Origin of the sequence: Microcystis protocystis FBCC-A270 (genome assembly GCF_050500235.1) — a bacterium.
GTDB classification, from domain to species: domain Bacteria; phylum Cyanobacteriota; class Cyanobacteriia; order Cyanobacteriales; family Microcystaceae; genus Microcystis; species Microcystis ichthyoblabe_A.
Genome location: NZ_CP191407.1, coordinates 1563021 through 1580346 on the forward strand (window position 1 = coordinate 1563021; position 17326 = coordinate 1580346).

The 17326-nt window shown below is 42.4% G+C and carries 12 protein-coding genes and 2 pseudogenes; 3 read left to right on the plus strand and 11 right to left on the minus strand.

The window, feature by feature from the left end; all coding sequences use genetic code 11:
• Window positions 1–135 precede the first annotated feature (135 nt).
• The 8 genes and pseudogenes from ACQY1X_RS07720 to ACQY1X_RS07755 all read right to left on the minus strand — a co-directional run.
• Window positions 136–450, minus strand: a pseudogene (locus ACQY1X_RS07720) (HNH endonuclease); the annotation flags it as partial.
• Entirely contained in the window at window positions 447–1490 is a 1044-nt protein-coding gene (locus tag ACQY1X_RS07725; protein WP_430014299.1) for an IS630 family transposase, read from the minus strand. The pseudogene ACQY1X_RS07720 and the gene ACQY1X_RS07725, both read right to left, overlap by 4 nt.
• Before the next feature lie 48 nt (window positions 1491–1538).
• A pseudogene (locus tag ACQY1X_RS07730) lies at window positions 1539–2522 on the minus strand (IS30-like element ISMae39 family transposase); the annotation flags it as partial.
• A 33-nt stretch (window positions 2523–2555) separates the two neighbouring features.
• Entirely contained in the window at window positions 2556–2888 is a 333-nt protein-coding gene (locus ACQY1X_RS07735; protein WP_430014300.1) for a hypothetical protein, read from the minus strand.
• Between the two features lie 159 nt (window positions 2889–3047).
• A complete protein-coding gene (locus tag ACQY1X_RS07740) occupies window positions 3048–3962 on the minus strand; it encodes a C1 family peptidase (RefSeq protein WP_069474853.1) in 915 nt (304 codons plus the stop codon).
• Between the two features lie 54 nt (window positions 3963–4016).
• Window positions 4017–4337, minus strand: a complete 321-nt coding sequence (locus tag ACQY1X_RS07745) for a protease inhibitor I42 family protein (protein ID WP_430015536.1) — start codon at window positions 4335–4337, stop codon at window positions 4017–4019.
• 962 nt (window positions 4338–5299) lie between these two features.
• Window positions 5300–6691 carry an IctB family putative bicarbonate transporter gene (locus ACQY1X_RS07750; RefSeq protein ID WP_430015537.1) on the minus strand — a complete coding sequence of 464 codons (1392 nt, stop codon included), beginning with the start codon at window positions 6689–6691 and terminating at the stop codon, window positions 5300–5302.
• Between the two features lie 144 nt (window positions 6692–6835).
• The gene (locus ACQY1X_RS07755) at window positions 6836–8479 is read right to left on the minus strand and encodes an alpha-keto acid decarboxylase family protein (RefSeq protein WP_430015538.1); all 1644 of its coding nucleotides are present in this window, start codon (window positions 8477–8479) and stop codon (window positions 6836–6838) included.
• Window positions 8480–8732: 253 nt separating this feature from the next.
• Between ACQY1X_RS07755 and dndD the strand changes: the two genes are divergently transcribed.
• The gene (gene dndD, locus ACQY1X_RS07760) at window positions 8733–10718 is read left to right on the plus strand and encodes a DNA sulfur modification protein DndD (protein ID WP_430015539.1); all 1986 of its coding nucleotides are present in this window, start codon (window positions 8733–8735) and stop codon (window positions 10716–10718) included.
• A 236-nt stretch (window positions 10719–10954) separates the two neighbouring features.
• The gene (locus ACQY1X_RS07765) at window positions 10955–11365 is read left to right on the plus strand and encodes a salt stress protein, Slr1339 family (RefSeq protein ID WP_002739611.1); all 411 of its coding nucleotides are present in this window, start codon (window positions 10955–10957) and stop codon (window positions 11363–11365) included.
• A gap of 6 nt (window positions 11366–11371) precedes the next feature.
• Here ACQY1X_RS07765 and ACQY1X_RS07770 read toward each other — a convergent pair whose 3' ends face one another.
• From ACQY1X_RS07770 to ACQY1X_RS07780, 3 genes are all read right to left on the minus strand, one after another.
• Window positions 11372–12601, minus strand: a complete 1230-nt coding sequence (locus ACQY1X_RS07770) for a hypothetical protein (RefSeq protein ID WP_430015540.1) — start codon at window positions 12599–12601, stop codon at window positions 11372–11374.
• A 170-nt stretch (window positions 12602–12771) separates the two neighbouring features.
• Entirely contained in the window at window positions 12772–14481 is a 1710-nt protein-coding gene (gene menD / locus ACQY1X_RS07775) for a 2-succinyl-5-enolpyruvyl-6-hydroxy-3-cyclohexene-1-carboxylic-acid synthase (RefSeq protein WP_430015541.1), read from the minus strand.
• 365 nt (window positions 14482–14846) lie between these two features.
• Window positions 14847–16187, minus strand: coding sequence for an ArnT family glycosyltransferase (locus ACQY1X_RS07780; protein ID WP_069474862.1), 1341 nt, complete (start codon window positions 16185–16187; stop codon window positions 14847–14849).
• An 87-nt stretch (window positions 16188–16274) separates the two neighbouring features.
• Between ACQY1X_RS07780 and ACQY1X_RS07785 the strand changes: the two genes are divergently transcribed.
• Window positions 16275–17270 carry a formylglycine-generating enzyme family protein gene (locus tag ACQY1X_RS07785; RefSeq protein ID WP_002739566.1) on the plus strand — a complete coding sequence of 332 codons (996 nt, stop codon included), beginning with the start codon at window positions 16275–16277 and terminating at the stop codon, window positions 17268–17270.
• Window positions 17271–17326 lie beyond the last annotated feature (56 nt).

Genomic DNA, 17326 nt, shown 5'->3' on the forward strand with positions numbered 1-17326 from the left:
CAAATAGAGAGAATTCTTGTCCATTAAGAAATGTTACAAATTACATGGGTACATCAAGAAAAGTTAAGGGGCGTATCCATTGATGGATAAGGGTTTTCGGCTATTATAGTATATATGTATGGGGGAAGTTCAGTTATATTCATCCTTTCCGCCTAAGCTTAGAGGGTGAATGTGGTCAACTTCAATTAAATCCGATGGTGTGAAATACTGCTCACATCGGCTACACTTGCCTTGTTGCTTCTTAAGTAGTTTGGCTACTCTTGTCGGTGTGTCGATTGCTTGTCCTCTTCTGGTCGCCCAGTAAGTCCAATTTCCGTCGAATGGTGATGCGTCGGAGCGTACTAGGGTATGTCTGACAATTGGTGTCCAATTATGTTTCCATAGATAGAGACTGTCTTTGGTTTGAAATAGCCAAGTTTCATGTCTTTCTTTCCCATTGCTATACTTTAGACGTTCATAATCTGAGATTTATTAAACTTCTGAAATCGTAGAGTCAGCAAGGAATCCAGTTCTTTTTTATGTTTCAGATGGGCATCATTCAGACATTCATAAATGGCTGAAGAAAAGTCAGAAAAGTTTTCATAATATTTACCATGTAAACATTTCTTTTTGACAAATTTCCACAGCCTTTCAATTAAATTTAGATTAGGCGAATAAGACGGCAGATAGAGTAGCTCTATTGACAAAGAAAGAGCCAATTCTTCAACAATTTTACATTTCTGATAGCGGGCATTATCTAAGACTAGAGTGATGGGAATCATTAGTCCTAAAGCAGCTATTTTTTCAAGAAGTTCACAGACTTGAGTTGCCGTAATATAAGTGTCATTAGTAACTAGAATAACTTCATGAGTTATTGCATTTAATGCTCCTAAAACATTGAAGCGTTTACGCCCGCTCGGTGACTTAACAAAAAGTCTCTCAAAACACCAAACAAAACCGAGAAATGCTCCCATGACGAAGTGAGCGGCATCAACAAAAAAAACAGCCCTTTTTCCTTCTTTAGCCTCATTTAGTCTGGGTTCTAGCTTTTTTTCTTTGTAGTCTTCTTGTTCATCTGGGTCAGCTTTAGAAGGAAGAGAACCTATTTTTAAACATTTCATTCCCAAGGATTTTAAGAATTTCCTCACTTGGGTAGGACTTCGTTTTATCCCTGTCAATTCTTCTATTCTATATACAGCTTCATTTATTGTGGCTGGTGGATTTTTCTCGAAATATTTTTTGAGTGTTTCTCTTTGAGACTCTAATTCACTTTTAGGGCGATAGAAGTTGATTTCTTTTGATTTTTCTATTCCGCCCTCTTGATAATCTCGAAGATAGGTTAATAAGGTATTTGGCGAGATTCCTGCTAACTGACAAATTTTTTTGTGCGGTATCTTTTGGCTTTTTAACCAGAGAACTTCCATCTTCAGTTGAACCCGGGGATGAGGATGATGAAATCTTTCATAATACAGTGAGTTCTTTTCTTCTTCCGTGAATTCTAGGTTAATCATGTTTTTAATGAGTGCTTTGCTTCTAATTATGACTCTTGAACGGCCAATTCAAGTCTGAATTGCATCACTGTCTGATCTACCTTTATAGAATACCTCATTCGGGGTACGATAGTCAAGACATTTTCGAGGACGATTGTTAATCAAGTTTACGGCTCTTTCCACCTCCTCTGGCTTAACGATTTTAAAATTCGTTCCCTTAGGGAAAAATTGTCTTAACAGTCCATTGGTATGCTCGTTTAATCCCCTCTCCCACGAATGATAAGGAGTAGCAAAATAAAAATCTGCTCCTAGTTTCTGACTCAACTCTTGATGTCCACAAAATTCTTTAACCTTGTCACAAGTAAAGGTTTTTCTTTTGTCAGGGTGAATCTCTTGAAAAAGTTTTTCTGTGACTCTATTGATTTCCGATGCGGTTTTGTTTTTGGCTAATCCTGCTACTAAAAATTTCGAGGCTTTATCTACATGAGTAACGAGAACTCCTAGATGATTGCCTCCAATCATTGTGTCACTTTCCCAATGACCGATTTCAGTTTTCTGGTCAGCAATTACTGGTCGCTCGCTGATATCTACACGCCCTGGAATCCCTCCACGCTTACTTTTTGCTCCGCCTCGACTCTTTCTTTGACAAAGCCCCCGGCGTAAATATTTCTGGTACTCTCCACATCCGTGATAGTTCTGATAGATCATTTGATAGATGGTTTCGTGACTGAGAGATTCTTGACTGGCTCTTTTCAGACGACCTGCTATTTGTTCGGGACTATGATAATCTTTCAATCCTTCTTTGACCAACTCTAAGGCTGACTCGCTGACATTTTTAAAGGGTTGTTTGGCATTTTTTCGCCTTGTCTCGCTTTCAGCTTGTGCTGTGTCAGGTAGATAGCAGCCAAGAGAACTTTGATTCCTTTTTAATTCCCGTGATATTGTGCTTTGATGACATCCGAGCCAGACGGCCATTTGCCGTTGAGATAAATTTCCCTCCTGACTAAGTTGGTAGAGCAAGTTTCTTTGTTCTATGTTAAGATGTTGAGGGCTTCGTTTTTGGGTCTGATTTGTTTTTGTTAATGATCAGACAGTACCTGATGAGCCTTTCTTTGTCAACTCTTGAGGTTGATGCGTTTCATTTTTGAATTGGCGTATAATGGTATTTTCTTTGGCTACCTGAGCATTAGGAATGGTTCGTCCATTGATTTCACCTACTAAATAAGGCATAAATTTTTCTACCGTTTCAACTCTCTTTATATCGAGTTCTTGTTGACGGAAATAATAATTGGTTAGACCTGTAAACGTTCCTCCTATAGCTCCTCCTATAGTTGTAAATAATAAAGTTACCACGATTTTACTAATATCCCAGAAATCCTTTTTATCTTTCTTATCGTTTTTATCTTTATTATTATTCATAATTCATACCCTCTAAGCTCTGGATAGCATCGATTTATGATCTAGTCTGCATACCCTAAAAAATTCAACAAACGGTGAGTTTTCCCAGCGTCCCCCCTATTCTGAAAAAACTCACCAGAAGCCTTTATTTTGCCCCTCACACCTTATCGAATCGGTCTCCTATCCGAACTGTCCCGTATCGATCCATTCACTCTTGATTAGCGACCACCAATCAGTTGCCAGACCATCGAGGACGTACTTGTAGGGCAGCCAGCCGTAGCCAGCGCTTCCCCAGCCAGTACCCCAGGAGTTGCGAATCAGCAAGGCACCGGTGGTTTCAATGCCACCGGGGTTAGTATTCTTAATCTTGAGGTTGTCGTCGTAACCGACTGCGTCAATGGCGTGACCGCCGAGAACTCTCTCGCCCGGAGTCGGATAAGGTATCTTACCGCCATTGGTGTTGGCCTGACTGATAGAACTGTAAACAGTAAAGCCAAACATTGAGGGCAGCCCATTTGCCAAGTAGGTTTTAATCTGAGTTAATAGGTTGCTCCGTGTCGTTCCTGGGGGGTCGAGGCGGTAGTAGGAAATCGCCTGATAGCTTTGGCCAAAAGCGTAGCAGAATGCCGACGGCTCTTTGTCAAAATCAGCGATATTGTAGGGATAGTACTCTTCTGGTGGTACGCCAAACAAGGTGAGGGCGTACATTGTTGAGCGCAAGAAGGCTCCCGTATCTCCCGTCCATTTGAGCAAGTTGCGCGTCACTTTGTAGAGGAAGAGTCTGGAAGCATCGAGGTGTTTGCCAAAAGCTCGCCGCTCAAAATACTCCACCAGTCCGACACCGGCGTGGGCCGTACAAGAACCGATAGTTTTTTGATCCTCGATGGGGGAACACCACGGCCTCAAGTCCACGCTGGTTGGCAGCGCTGCTGGGGCAGATGTCGTTGCTCCCACTTTGGCCAGCATTTGCTTGACAGATGGCTGTCCCAAAGCTTGCAGTTTGGACGGTACGCGTTCAGATTGAAAAGTGACATCACGAATATCGGGATAGTCGGGCAACCATCCCATTGCGGGAATTACAAATGTTTCACTCATTTTTCCTTTCCTCCTAAGTCGTTACTCACTAGCCCTTGGCTATCTGAGAAGCCTTTACTCTCGGACTTGGAGCGTGACGGTAAATCGTTCGACAATTGACGGCTCTCCCTGCCACTCTCGCCAGAGCTTAAGCTTTAGTTGGCCTATGCCAGCCCGTTGCGCTTTAAAGGTCAGGACTCTCTGACCGCCCCCGCCGACTCTCGACTCTATGGCAGGTACATACTCAGAGGCCTGCAGCTTCACTAAATCGCTCCCGACACCATCGACCGCCCACTGAAAGCCGGTAGTGGGATTCTCGTCGAGGGACAGTAGCAGCAGGTCATTGACCTGCATGGTGATGGATTTGCCGTTGTCAGCGCGAGTAAGGGTTAGCATTGTATCTTGACCGTTCCCTCCTTTCGGGTTCCACTCTGTCGCCCCACAGCCTTGGAAAAAGACCGGGGAAAGCACGAGGATTAGAGTTTTGACATCCTCGCCGCCCTAAAAGTGCGGCGATTCCTAAACCTCACGATTTAAGTTTCTGCTTCCACCACCGTCGCATACCACAGTTAAAAAACCATGTACTGTCTTACACAGAGTCCACAGACTTTCGCCCCATTTCAGAAGCCCGATTCCGTGTGTCCCACGGTACGTTGACCGCCTATAGCTTCTTGTACTTGTTGCGCGCGACTTTTTACCCGGCCAAGCTTTTCTGGTCGGAACCCCCTAAGCCGAGTTTTCAAGGTGCTGCGCCGTCCACTTGGTTTTCGAGACTGGCCTTTTAATTCTAACGTAAAGCCAACCTAGAACGGCGGGGTTTCAGACCCAAAATTTCCGATGACAATCGCAACGGCCCACTTAAGAGAACGATCCATTATTTTCCTCCCTCGTCTCTATAACGGCCACAGGGATTTACTCTCGTTATTGCAGTTGGGAAATCGCGCCAAGCGCGGAACAAACTGGGAAACGATCTAATTTAGGGTTTGCTGAAAAGTTTTTCCTGGTGGCAGGGTGTGGGGTGTGGGGTGTGGGGTGTGGGGTTTTACCCATTTTCAGGGAGTCAATTACCTAATTTTTAGGGAAAAAGTCCCTGAATTTTCCCCCCAATCACTCCAATCGCTGGCACTTTTTGATTTCAAAAAAGCCTAAAGATATTATCCAACAAGGTTTTTAGATTTATTCAGCCAACCCTAATTTAATTATCTCTTGCTTTGCCCACCGAGAGATGGTAGGATGAAAGGTTTGTGATTTTTCTTAATAATCCCCCTCGCCTGCGCCTACACGAGCTTCAAATACCCTTCAGAGCAGTCCTATCCGTAATTTGAAATAACTCCTCAATGCTCCCCCATTTCGCCCCCCTAGAGGAGGGAATTGCCACGCTCAAAATCCCTAGCGGGGGAATAACAACGACTAGCAATTAAACCCAAAACTAACCACCAGAGGGTACTAACTTGGGGACGATACCAAACCGTATCAAAAAAACCGTGGGCAAGAATTCCAGCCATAGCGGCAATTGCCCCGATTAACCAAAAGCCTTGACTATCCATTTTATCGCGTAAAAGTTTAATTTGATGGATGCCTTGGCCGATAGTCGTGACTAATAACCAGAGGAAACAGGTAAAACCAATAATTCCCGTTTCTACCATAATTTCTAATAGCACAGAATAGGCACTTAAAGCCGTGTATTTTGGCTTCATGAATAGGGGGTAAATTTTCTTAAAAGCATCATTACCCGGTCCGATGCCCAAAAGCGGATAAGTTTGACTCATGCGGATAACTGCATCCCAAACATTAATCCGAAAGTTATTACTACTATCTTCCCGGCCAGCGAAAATACTCATCACCCGAATTCGCAGCGGATCCACCAATAAAATCGCCCCTAAAATCACCACGGCTAAACCCCCTAAAATTAAGGGTAAAAGCCATATTTGCCAAAATAACGGTAGATAATTTTTGAACCAATAAAATAATAGCAATAAGAAGACAATTCCTAAGACCATCAAACCAATCCAACCGCCACGACTCTCGGTAAAAAATAAACAAGCGGCATTGGCTAAAGTTAATAAAGCCGCTAAAATTTTCGGTAGCCATCCCTGCCACACAAATAATGCCGCACCGCTAAAGGCAATACCAGGGAATAAATAACTAGCTAATAAATTAGGATTACCGAGATAACTATAAACCCTAGTATCTCCCGCTAATTCTGAAGTAGGATCGTTCCAAGTTGCTAACTGTTCCGCACCAAAAATTTGCTGACGAATGCCGTAAACGCTGACTGCTAAAGCGGTTAAAACTAAAGTAGTCAGAATCCAATTTGTTAGGCGTGGTGAGCGCATAATTCGGGCAGTAAAGGCAAAAAAGATGAGATTGAGAGTTAATTTAATTAATCCTTCCAAAGCTGCGGTTTTAACGGGAGAAAAAGCCGTGGAAACCGTGGCAATTCCCCAATATAAAAGTACCAAAAGATGTATGGGTGTCACCCCAATTTTGCCTTCATCCACAAGGGTTAACAATAGCCAATAACCCGCTATTGCTAACAATAAAAAACCGATTTGACTGGTGGAGAAAAACGGCGCAGTGGCGATAAGAAGAGAGATTAACAGCGCACCCATCAGTTCTGTCCACTCCACAAACCGGCTACCCTGTCGCCATTGACTAAAAAGGCCGACGAAACGATGCAGATAGCTATATTTTGACCAAGAAGCGGGGGAAAAGTTCAGTAGGGTGATTTGTTTCCAAAAAGCATTCATAGGGTTTTTAGTTGCGGTTGTCACCATCACACTTTGATTAAGATACCGATTGTATCTTAATTGTTGACTCTTGGGAGCGAAAAGAGTTTCAGTCTGGTGTCTTAGGGCAGCTTCACACAGTCAAAACCTAATAGCATAACCAGTTTAAGCATGGGGTGAACGTAAAGCTTGACCTAAACGAGTTAAGCCTTGGGAACAGTCAAAACGATCGAGATGTACTTCAATAAATGATAGGCGATCGATGTTACCCTGGGCAATCGATAAAGCCTTTTCTAATTCCCCTTCTGTCCTGACTTGACAACTCCAACTTTCCCCGTTAAATACTGCCGGTAATTGATGATATTTCCACGGTTGTAGATCATTATAAATATTATCCTGAATTACCCGCTCGATCGTGTAACCGTCGTTATTAATTAAAAAGATAATTGGATTGAGATGGTGACGGATAATTGTCGAAAGTTCTTGGGCAGTCATTTGAAAAGCACCATCCCCCACAAAGACGATAGGACGAGTATTGGGTGCGGCAAAAGCTACTCCTAAACAGGCGGGAATTGAATAACCAATAGAGAGATAAAATGCTTGACCAATAAAGTCAGTTTTTTGAGGCATCAATAAATCAATTGTGGCAATAATTGCGTCCCCTGTATCGGAAATAACAAAAGATTCTTGAGCGATAAAATGATTCATTCGCTCATAAAAACGAGCATTAGTTAATTTTTGCTCTGGCACGGCAATGAATTCTAAATCCTTCAATTCGGCTGCGGGTTTAATCTCTAGTGTAGCCGCTTCTTTGTGACTTAGTTTATCAATTAAACCATCGATAAAATCCCCTAAGAATACTGGTTGGTAAAAGTGATGTTTAATTTTTACTTTCTCGGAATTGGCATTAATCAAATTATTGGGATTTAAATTAGCCGTAAATCCCCCTAAATTCATATCGGACATAATCGCCCCTAAACAGAGGACACAATCGGCATTTTCCACCCGTTGACTAACGTATTCGCGACTTAATGCTCCCACATAAGTGCCGATAAATTGCGGATGCATTTCCGAAATTGACGACTTACCTAAGATAGTGGTAGCTAAGGGATAACCCGTTACTTCTAAAAGTTTCAGCAACTTATCTTGGAGTTTAAACCGATGAAATTCTACCCCCGCTAAAATAATTGGTTTTTCCGCTTTTTCTAATAAAAAAACCGCCTCTTCAATGGCTTCTTCTAAAGCGGCGGTATCCGTGAGATTATCGGTTAAATAAATTGGATTTTCTGAGGGGATACAGGGACGATAGACTAGATCCCGGGGAATTTCGATATACACGGGACGTTTGTGATGCAAACAAGCGGCTAAAGTTTGATCGATTTGACTAGCTGCTTGGGCAGAATTAGTGAGAATAACCGAGGCAACCGTGGCTTTTTCCATGATGGAAAATTGCAGATTATAATCGCCCGTGGTGTGGTGTAATAATAAATTATCCCGGCGAATCGAGCGATCGGAAGCTCCACTAATCACCACCAGGGGAACTCTTTCAGCGTAAGCACCGACCACAGCATTAACGAGGCTAAACCCCCCGACTCCGTAGGTGACACAGACAGCACCCATACCTTTAACTCGCGCGTAGGCATCGGCAGCATAACCTGCGTTAAGCTCATTACAGGTGCAAACTAATTCGATCGGACTTTCCACCAAAACATCCATCAAATCGAGGACATAATCCCCCGGCACCCCAAAAATATGATTAACCCCTAAATTATGGAGACGCTGGCATAAATATTCGCCGATGGTGATCATAGCAATTTTCTCCCCTATGTTGGCACTTTCACGCCGATCATAGCGATTTTTAAAAAAATAAGCTAATGTCCAGTAATGAACTAGAAAGTAAAAATCAGCAGACTCTAATTATATCTAGACCCTGGTGATCAATGCTATAGTATAGAGTCTGGGGTTTTTCTCTTGGGTATAAAAAATATCTGCGGTACTTTTTCAGGTATAATTTTCACAGGAGATTCCCTAAAACTTTCGACTTAACTAAGGCTGAATATTAATGATTTTTACTGAATTAGTTTTGCAAAATTTCGGCCCCTACGCCGGTCGTCAAGTGATTAATTTACGTCCCGAAAAAGATAATAATCCCTGTCCGATTATCCTTTTGGGAGGTATGAATGGGGGCGGTAAAACTACTTTAATGGATGCGATTCGTTTGGCTTTGTATGGTGCGCGGGCGAAGTGTTCTACTCGCAATAATTTAAGTTATGCCGAGTTTCTCAGTCAAGCAGTTAATAATCAAGCTTCCCTCATCGATCAAGCTAGAATTGAACTGGCTTTTGAACATCTAGTTAACGAACAATGGCGACAATATCGTATCGTTAGATACTGGACAAAACAGCCTAAAGATGGTAAGGATACCCTCGGTATTTTAGATGAAGATTGGCCCGATCCTGCCTTAGCTAATACTTGGGATGAATATATTGAAACTTTATTACCTTTGGGTATTTCTAACCTGTTTTTATTTGATGGGGAACAGGTAAAAGAATTGGCAGAACAGGATGTACCTCCTGACAGCGTTAAGGATTCGATGCAGACTTTATTAGGGTTAGAATTAGCGGAAAGATTAGCCGTTGATCTCGATATTTTAGCTAGTCGCAAGCGCCGGTTATTAGCAGCAGAAAATGAACTGGCAACTATTGAAGCTATTGAGAAAAAATTAGCCCAGTACCAAGAAGATTTAGAATTGGCTAGGCAAGAGATGGAAACTCAACAAAAAAATTTAGATTTGGTTAGAAATGATTTTGATGCAGTCTCGGATAAATTTCGCATTGATGGCGGAAAAATTGCCGCCGAAAGAAGTCAATTAGAGAGCAGAAAAAAGGAGGTAGATAAAAAGTTAGATAAACAAAGAGAATATTTAGGTCAATTGGCGGGGGAATTATTACCATTAAAGTTAATTTTTCCTCTCCTAGAAGCTGCTAAAATTCAGGGAGAAAAAGAGCTAAAATTTCAATCTGCTCAAGTCGCTCAATCGGTTTTAGAATCTAGAGATAAAAAGTTACTTGCTTATTTAAAACAACTAAGTTTAACTTTAGAACAATTAGAGAATATTAGGGGGTTTTTAGAGCAAGAAAATAAGTTTTTAGCTGAGGATAACGATTCTTTGGTTACTTCTTACTTAGATTTAGACGAGGAGGCGATCGAGTTATTAAATCGAGTCTTAACCCATCAATTACCGGCACAAATTAACCTCGCTTATCAAGCAATAGAACAATTAAAAAATCTGGAAGCTGACTTAGATAATTTAGAGCGAGAATTAGCAGTAGCAGCCTCTCCCGAAGAATACGAAACCCTGAGTAATAACTTAAAAACCGCTCAGAAAAAGTATCTAAATGCTCAAGCAGAATACGAGCAAAGCCACAAAAATTATGAGGAAATCAAAAAGAAAATTGAGAAAACTAAAAAAGAATTATTTGCCTATAGTGAGAAAGCTTTAGAATCGCAAAGTAACGAACATATCGTTAATGCTATTGTCAAAGCACAGCAAACTTTAAAAGTATTTAAAGAACGCTTAACTTTAAAAAAATTAAATAGATTAGAGGGAGAAGTGGCGGAATGTTTTCGTTATTTATTGCATAAGTCCGATCTAGTTCAGAAAATAGCGATCGATGCTGATACTTTTGGTCTATCTCTCTTTGGTCCCGATGGACAAAATGTGCCTAAACACCGTCTTTCTGCCGGAGAAAAACAACTATTAGCGATCGCTTTTTTGTGGGGATTAGCGCGAGTTTCCGGACGAGATTTACCCATCGCTATCGATACACCCCTGGGACGTTTAGATTCTTCCCATCGCCATAATTTAGTTGAACGTTACTTTCCCGCTGCTTCCTCTCAAGTCATCCTCCTTTCTACCGATACAGAAATTGGACAAAATGAGCTACTCTTATTAGAAGAACAGGAAGTAATCGCCAGAAAATACCTGCTAGAATACAATTCCCAACAACGTCAAACCACTATTCACCCCGACCGCTACTTTTGGTAAAATTATGACTGAGATAAATTCCCCAAAAATCCTCCCCCGATTAACTTGAGACATCGGGTATTACTTTCGATTTTATCAGTCAATCCAAGCTTTTGGGGGGATCAGCACCCCCCTTATCAAGGGGAGATTAAGGGGGGTGCCATATTCAATTTAATTATAACTAGCTACTTAGTTATTAAGGCAGAGGCAATCAGAGCAATTATCTTTTTAACTTTTTACTTTCTAACTTGACCATTATGGGAGAAATAGAAGATTTACTGGCACAAATGAAGGCAGAATACCAGAAACGGGATCGGGAAAAACCGATGCCGTCCTCTTCTTCTCGCCAAGAAAAAGAGCGTTTCCCAGCCGAATTTAAGGTTAATTATGCCGGCGATTCTTCTACCGATGCGCTTTTAAAAGCTTTAGCCTTAGAAAACCAAGAAAGGGAACAACAGGAGGCAGCGGAAAAAGAAAAAGCGTCGGCATTAAAACAGCAGCGCAAGCGAGAAGCTTTAACTAGAAAGGCAAAGCAATGGTTAGATAAATTGGATGCCAAATCGGAGGAAGGACGCTGGTTTGAGGAGTTTTCCTATAGCTACGATTCTCCTTTAGAAGCGGCGATTACCTATCTAGAAGCTTTGGGAGAAGTGGATATTTCTAAATGATCAGGTCTAATTTAAAGTTGTGGGTAAATTGGCCGCATCAAAAACTCGATTATGCCACCAAATATTATCACCAGCTATAATATTTGTGCCGTAACGAGGGACGATACCATAAACAGTGCCGGGGTCATAATCCAAAGCTTCACTGATGAGATTGTAAAGACGTTGTAGATCAAAACCCCGGGGGTCACAATGGGGATATTTTCCTTGATTAATCAGAAAACTATCGACGGCAAAATGGCTGACAATTTGCGGTAGTTGTCCCGTTTGTAAGGCTGCGAGGAGATAATATTTCGCCGTTTGCTGGTATTGAAAATCGCTGTAACTGGGGAGGGTTTGCAAGCGTCCTTTGGTCAAACAGTGGGATCCTGGCGCTTGTACCAGTTCAATGTTAACGCTGGAGATAACCCGACGATTTCTTTCGGCAAAAACCAGCTGCAAGCGATCGCAATTAGGGTGAGATAGCTGCTGACAAATCGCTTCTGTTGCCCATAATGCGGTAGTTTTTGCCCCATCAAAGTAATTTGTGGGATATTCTTTGACTAAACGCCTAAAGACGGCTTCTGAAGGCGTATTTAACCAAATTCTCGCCCTTTTTTCTAACTCAGGGGCCGATCGCGTACTCAAGGGAACACCCTCTAAAGCAATTGCAAAACCCTTGACGCGGATAGTTTCTGGGGTAAGTTGCCACAGTTGACGCACTAATTGATCTCTGGTGTCTGCGGGCAGCATTTCGGCTGCTTGTTCATAAAAAGTGGCTGTGGGACGGTGACGTTCAAAAAAAGGCCGGGCGATCGAGTCTAAAATATCTCTATCCCTGGAATTCGGTTTGCGGGGGATGTAAACATTGGGACCCAATTTCATCGGACCGCGAGCATATTTTTTCTGTTCTTCGATGTTACCCGCAGTCATACTCCAAGCTGTGTCGTGGAGAATAAACAAAGGGGTGCGATCGATGGTTAAGAGGGTTTCTGGCGGGGTAATTTGCAAAAATTCGGCGATTTTCTGCTTTTCTAACTCATCTAGGCTCTTACCGGCCAAATTCTCCCCCACCGTGGAGGGATTTAAAGTATCTATGGTGGCAGTGGAGAGACTAGAGGTATTCAGTTTTAAAATCAGTAGGGACAAGACTAAACTAATCACCAAAGAAGTCACTCCCCATCGCCATTGCTCCGGGGGAAAGATAGAATATCTGGGGGGAGAAAATTGTCTTGATTTTTGCCGTCTTTGTCGATTCATCGGACCTTTTTAACGCGCTTTCCACCCATTGTATTCACTTTCTCGAAAAAGGGAATTAATACTAAATCCGTTGAGTATATGCTACCTATCAGGATAGGCAATAGGCACTCTTGCAATAGGCAGCTTTATTCTCCCCACTTCCCCACACCCCACACCCCACACCCTACACCCTACACATAATTACTGAGGAACCATTGGGTATTAAAAGCTCGATCGCAGGATATTTCTAGTAATCTTATGCCTGATTCCGGTAAAACTGCGATTTTTTGCTGAAAATCAGTCCAATCACTGATTAAATGGTAATCAATACCGTAGGTGTGACAGAGTTGGCAAAAGTCAATATTTTGGGGAGTGGCAAAAAATTCTTCAAAGGGAGGGTCAAATTTGGCGATCGGCAACATCTGGAAAATGCCTCCCCCCTTGTTATTGATTAAAATTATGGTCAAGGAGCCAACAAAATATTTTTTGATTAAAAAACCATTTGTGTCGTGTAATAGGGCTAAATCTCCCGTTAATAGCAGACTAGGGACATTTTTATAAGCTATTCCCATCGCAGTGGATAGGTTGCCGTCGATGCCATTGGCCCCGCGATTAAAATAGGGACGAATTTTGCGATCGCTAGGCGGGTTAAAAAATTCGGCATAGCGAACAGGCATACTATTGGAGATAAAGATCGGGGTGCGGGGGGGGAGGTATTGGGAGAGCAGCCAGGGGATTTTTCCTTCAATCAGTTTAGTTTCTGCTGCCAAAAGGCGATCAATTTTAAATCTAGCTTGCTGGTCGAATTTTTGCCATAATTCTCGATATTCTCGGTTATTATCGGGTTTTTCTGGGAATAGATGCCCTAATTGCTCGATATTTCCCCTGAGATGTCCGGTTTTTCCCTGTAGAGGATCGTAATTATCGGGATGGGGATCGATAATCCAGCGCGGACAGTCGATTTCTTCTAACCAGATCCGTAATTCTTTGCTGGTGGGTAATTCCCCAATTTGCAGGACAACATCGGGGGTTAATTGGGTTTTAATGGCAGCATTCCGCAATAATAAATCATAGGTAGTGATCAGATGGGGATTTAACCCTGCATAGTTTCGCAGAGGAGATAAAGCTTCTGCTAAGACGGGATATTGTTGCGATCGGGCTAAATTAGCGATCGCCTGACAGTAACTTTCAGGGTTTTGCGGGGAAGCTAATCCCGCGATGATAATTCCTTTGGAGGGTAAAGAAGGAATTTCGAGAATTGAGTGGTTAATGGGGATATTTTGCCGAGATATATGGCTAAAAAAAGCCTCTTGGTCAAAATTAGCCTCTAAATTGTTAATTTCTAGATCGGGAGTTGGTGCGAGGGGATCCCGAAATGGTAAGTTCAGATGCACCACTCCGGGGACAGGATCGAGACAGCGCAACCACCCATGGATGATAGTTTGACGGAGATAGCGTAAACGCTCGATATTGGCACTAGGACAGCTAATTTCCGCTTGCCAGTTGGGATAATTACCGTAGAGTTTGACTTGATCGATAGTCTGACCGGCATGAGCATGACGCAATTCTGGGGGGCGATCGGCGGTTAGAATTAATAAAGGGACATGACTTTCTTTTGCTTCAATGACTGCGGGATAAAAATTAGCCGTGGCAGTGCCGGAAGTGCAGACTAAAACCACCGGTTGATATAATTGTTTGGCTAATCCCAGGGCAAAAAAAGCGGCCGAGCGCTCGTCTAAGATGGGAATAGCTTCAATCTGAGGATGTCTTGCCAAGGCTACCGTTAAAGGAGTCGATCGCGATCCGGGAGAAACCACCCCTATCTTCAATCCCAAACGGGCCAATGTTTCGACTAAAATAGAACCCCAAAGTGTATTAAGATTGCGAAAATCGATCGACATTTATCAGTTCAGTGCAAAGGTTAGGGGACAATCGGTTAAAGAGTCTATACTGTTAACTATCTAAATTACTCGTTAAGACTGTCTATGAGCGGGGAAAAGGAGTTTGAGCATTTGTACTAAAATTCTCAATACGCAGTTTAAATGCAGTACAGTCTATTAATAAATTTAACATTGGCTGGAACTGGCCAAGAATAAGTTATTCCTGAGTCAGTCCCGATGAAAAAATTTTCACCCCCACAGATGAAAGAGGTTTCCTTTCCTACACCCCACACCCCACACCCTCTTTCAAGTCAGCGATCCGGGTTAAGTTTACTCTCGATTCCCGGGCCAATTTATCCCTTTTCGGGTTCCTTTCTTGCTAAGTTTTAACCAGAAAACTTATAGGTTAACACCACATTGATATTAGCTGCCAGCAGGGCCAAGAAGAGCAGAAAAGTAAAGCGATCGATCCAGAATTTTTTAAAGAGACCAAAGATATCCTTGAGATAGAATACTCCCAGAATTGCCGCCGTACCGATCATAAAATAATAGCGACCGTAGGGAGAGGCTAAAATCCAGGCTGTCAGATTGAGATGAATCGACCAAACTCCCAGAAAGATAAAAATAATTGAGGCAGTTAATCCGTCCGTTTCTTGGCGAAAATCATCAAGAAAGATGCCTAGAATAATAAACATAAACGGATAAAAAGGAATCATATACCAAGTAAAGAAGTGACTTTGCGCTCCCGTGGCAACTAAAATTAAGGTGTAGAGGATTACTGGTAAAGCGAGTAATCTAACTTGAGGACTAGCGGGATTCTTTCGGAGAAAGGGTAAGAGGGTTAACCAGCTAAAAATTAGCCAACCATCCTCGAAAAATACCGTGGGAGTGGTTAGATATTTGACAAAGTTAAAGTCCTCGAAGCGCAGGGATTGTTCTTGAAATATCTTCCGAAAGAAATCGTAGTCATAGATAGCACCGTAGAGAAAATAGAGAGAGAAAAAGAAAGCACCGATCGCAGTCACATAAATGGCCTCTCGTCCTTGTTTTTCGTAAATCAAGAGGACAATTAATAATACTACTAAATAAATAGCAGTTACTTTGACTAAACAGGCTAAACCAGCTAAACAAGCGGCGATGTAGAGATATTTTTTCTGCTTAGTTTGATAGTATTGCCAATACAGTAAGACAACCAATAAGCACAAAACAATGATTAAATTTTCACTAATAGCTAACCGAGAGAGGAAAACTGTATTGGGATTGGTAGCATAAATTAAACTAGCGATTATAGCGATCGATAGATTACTCAACTTGAGAGCCAGTAAATAGACCAAAACTATCGCAGCAATACCTAAGAATAAAGAAGGAACTCTAATAATAGTTAAACTGCAATCAAAAAAAGTCTTTGCTCCTCCTAAAAGAGCAAATAAACCCACCAATAAACCAAATAAAGGAGGATGATCAAACCAGGGAGTCACCAAACGATAACGGATATTTTTCGCTTCCCAAACCACCGTAGGAAAATTATCCGTGGGACTCAACCATGACCAACTGGTGGGGATACCCGTTTGTAATAAACTCATGCCACTCCAAGCAAAAGCATATTCGTCAGCAGTCCAATTATCTGGAGGCAAAGAATCATAATTATAGATTCGCAAAAAAGCACCTAAGCAGGTGATAATTGCTGCAATCAACCAATGTTTATGGACAGTCAAAAAGCTGGGCATCGATTATTAAGGATAGGTGGCAGTGACTAAATAAGAGTCAGAATTTCATGGTATAATGGATGGGGTGATAATGACAGAAAAATCGGGATGATTAAAGTAAACAGACGTAAATTTGGCCAGTGGATCAGTCTGATCGGTGCAGGAGTCGGACTGGCAGCGATTCTAGATAGAAAAAATATTTTTTCCCCCTCCACCGCTACAGCAATCATACCCCCGCAACCCCCCCAAAATTCCTCTTTTCCCCCCCGACAAAGCTTTTCCTTTGAAACCGTCACTCTCGATCCTAGCGGTTTCGTGATCGAGCGCAATTCCCGCAGTGCCGAATACTACAGCGAAACCCTTGCGGGATTAGAGATGATTGCTATCCCTGCTGGCACTTTTATCATGGGGACACCGGACGGAGAAAAAGGAGACTTTACCGGTAGTGATAAACCCCAGCGCTTAGTCAAGGTGAACAGTTTCTACCTGAGTAAATACCCGATAACCCAAAAACAATGGCAAATTGTCGCTAATCTGCCCAAAATTAACCGCGATTTAAACCCCAATCCCTCCCACTTCCAAGGGGATAACTTACCCGTCGATAGCATCTCTTGGTATGATGCGATCGAGTTTTGCGATCGACTTTCCAGGGCCACCGGCAGAAACTATCGACTCCCAAGCGAGGCACAATGGGAATATGCTTGTCGTGCCGGCACTACCACACCCTTCTACTTTGGTGCCACCCTTACCAGTGAATTCGCTAACTACTATGCCATTAAATTTCCCTATGCAGTGGAAAGAGAGAGCGAATTTCGAGCTAAAACCACCCCTGTAGGCAGTTTTCCCCCAAATGCCTTCGGATTATACGATTTACATGGCAGTTTATACGAATGGTGTGCCGATCCTTGGCATCGCAACTATAAAAATGCTCCCAGCGATGACCAAGTATGGCCGGCCGATCCTAATAGCACCGGCAATCGTTATCGCATCCTGCGTGGAGGTGGTTGGGGGACAGAATTGAGGGAATGTCGCTCCGCTAGTCGAGGCCAATTTGGTCCGGATAATCGCTATAGTGTATTAGGATTCCGCATCGCCAGTAGTTAGCTCAAAATTCTGGTTTCAACAACTTTGCCGGTAAATTGTGCGTCTCTAAACCTGTT

What these genes read in the sequence shown, in the direction of transcription:
- ACQY1X_RS07725 (WP_430014299.1), bottom strand. Translation starts at nt 1,490, where the DNA reads ATGATTAACCTAGAATTCACGGAAGAAGAAAAGAACTCACTGTATTAT.
- ACQY1X_RS07735 (WP_430014300.1), bottom strand. Translation starts at nt 2,888, where the DNA reads ATGAATAATAATAAAGATAAAAACGATAAGAAAGATAAAAAGGATTTC.
- ACQY1X_RS07740 (WP_069474853.1), bottom strand. Translation starts at nt 3,962, where the DNA reads ATGAGTGAAACATTTGTAATTCCCGCAATGGGATGGTTGCCCGACTAT.
- ACQY1X_RS07745 (WP_430015536.1), bottom strand. Translation starts at nt 4,337, where the DNA reads ATGCTAACCCTTACTCGCGCTGACAACGGCAAATCCATCACCATGCAG.
- ACQY1X_RS07750 (WP_430015537.1), bottom strand. Translation starts at nt 6,691, where the DNA reads ATGAATGCTTTTTGGAAACAAATCACCCTACTGAACTTTTCCCCCGCT.
- ACQY1X_RS07755 (WP_430015538.1), bottom strand. Translation starts at nt 8,479, where the DNA reads ATGATCACCATCGGCGAATATTTATGCCAGCGTCTCCATAATTTAGGG.
- dndD (WP_430015539.1), top strand. Translation starts at nt 8,733, where the DNA reads ATGATTTTTACTGAATTAGTTTTGCAAAATTTCGGCCCCTACGCCGGT.
- ACQY1X_RS07765 (WP_002739611.1), top strand. Translation starts at nt 10,955, where the DNA reads ATGGGAGAAATAGAAGATTTACTGGCACAAATGAAGGCAGAATACCAG.
- ACQY1X_RS07770 (WP_430015540.1), bottom strand. Translation starts at nt 12,601, where the DNA reads ATGAATCGACAAAGACGGCAAAAATCAAGACAATTTTCTCCCCCCAGA.
- menD (WP_430015541.1), bottom strand. Translation starts at nt 14,481, where the DNA reads ATGTCGATCGATTTTCGCAATCTTAATACACTTTGGGGTTCTATTTTA.
- ACQY1X_RS07780 (WP_069474862.1), bottom strand. Translation starts at nt 16,187, where the DNA reads ATGCCCAGCTTTTTGACTGTCCATAAACATTGGTTGATTGCAGCAATT.
- ACQY1X_RS07785 (WP_002739566.1), top strand. Translation starts at nt 16,275, where the DNA reads ATGATTAAAGTAAACAGACGTAAATTTGGCCAGTGGATCAGTCTGATC.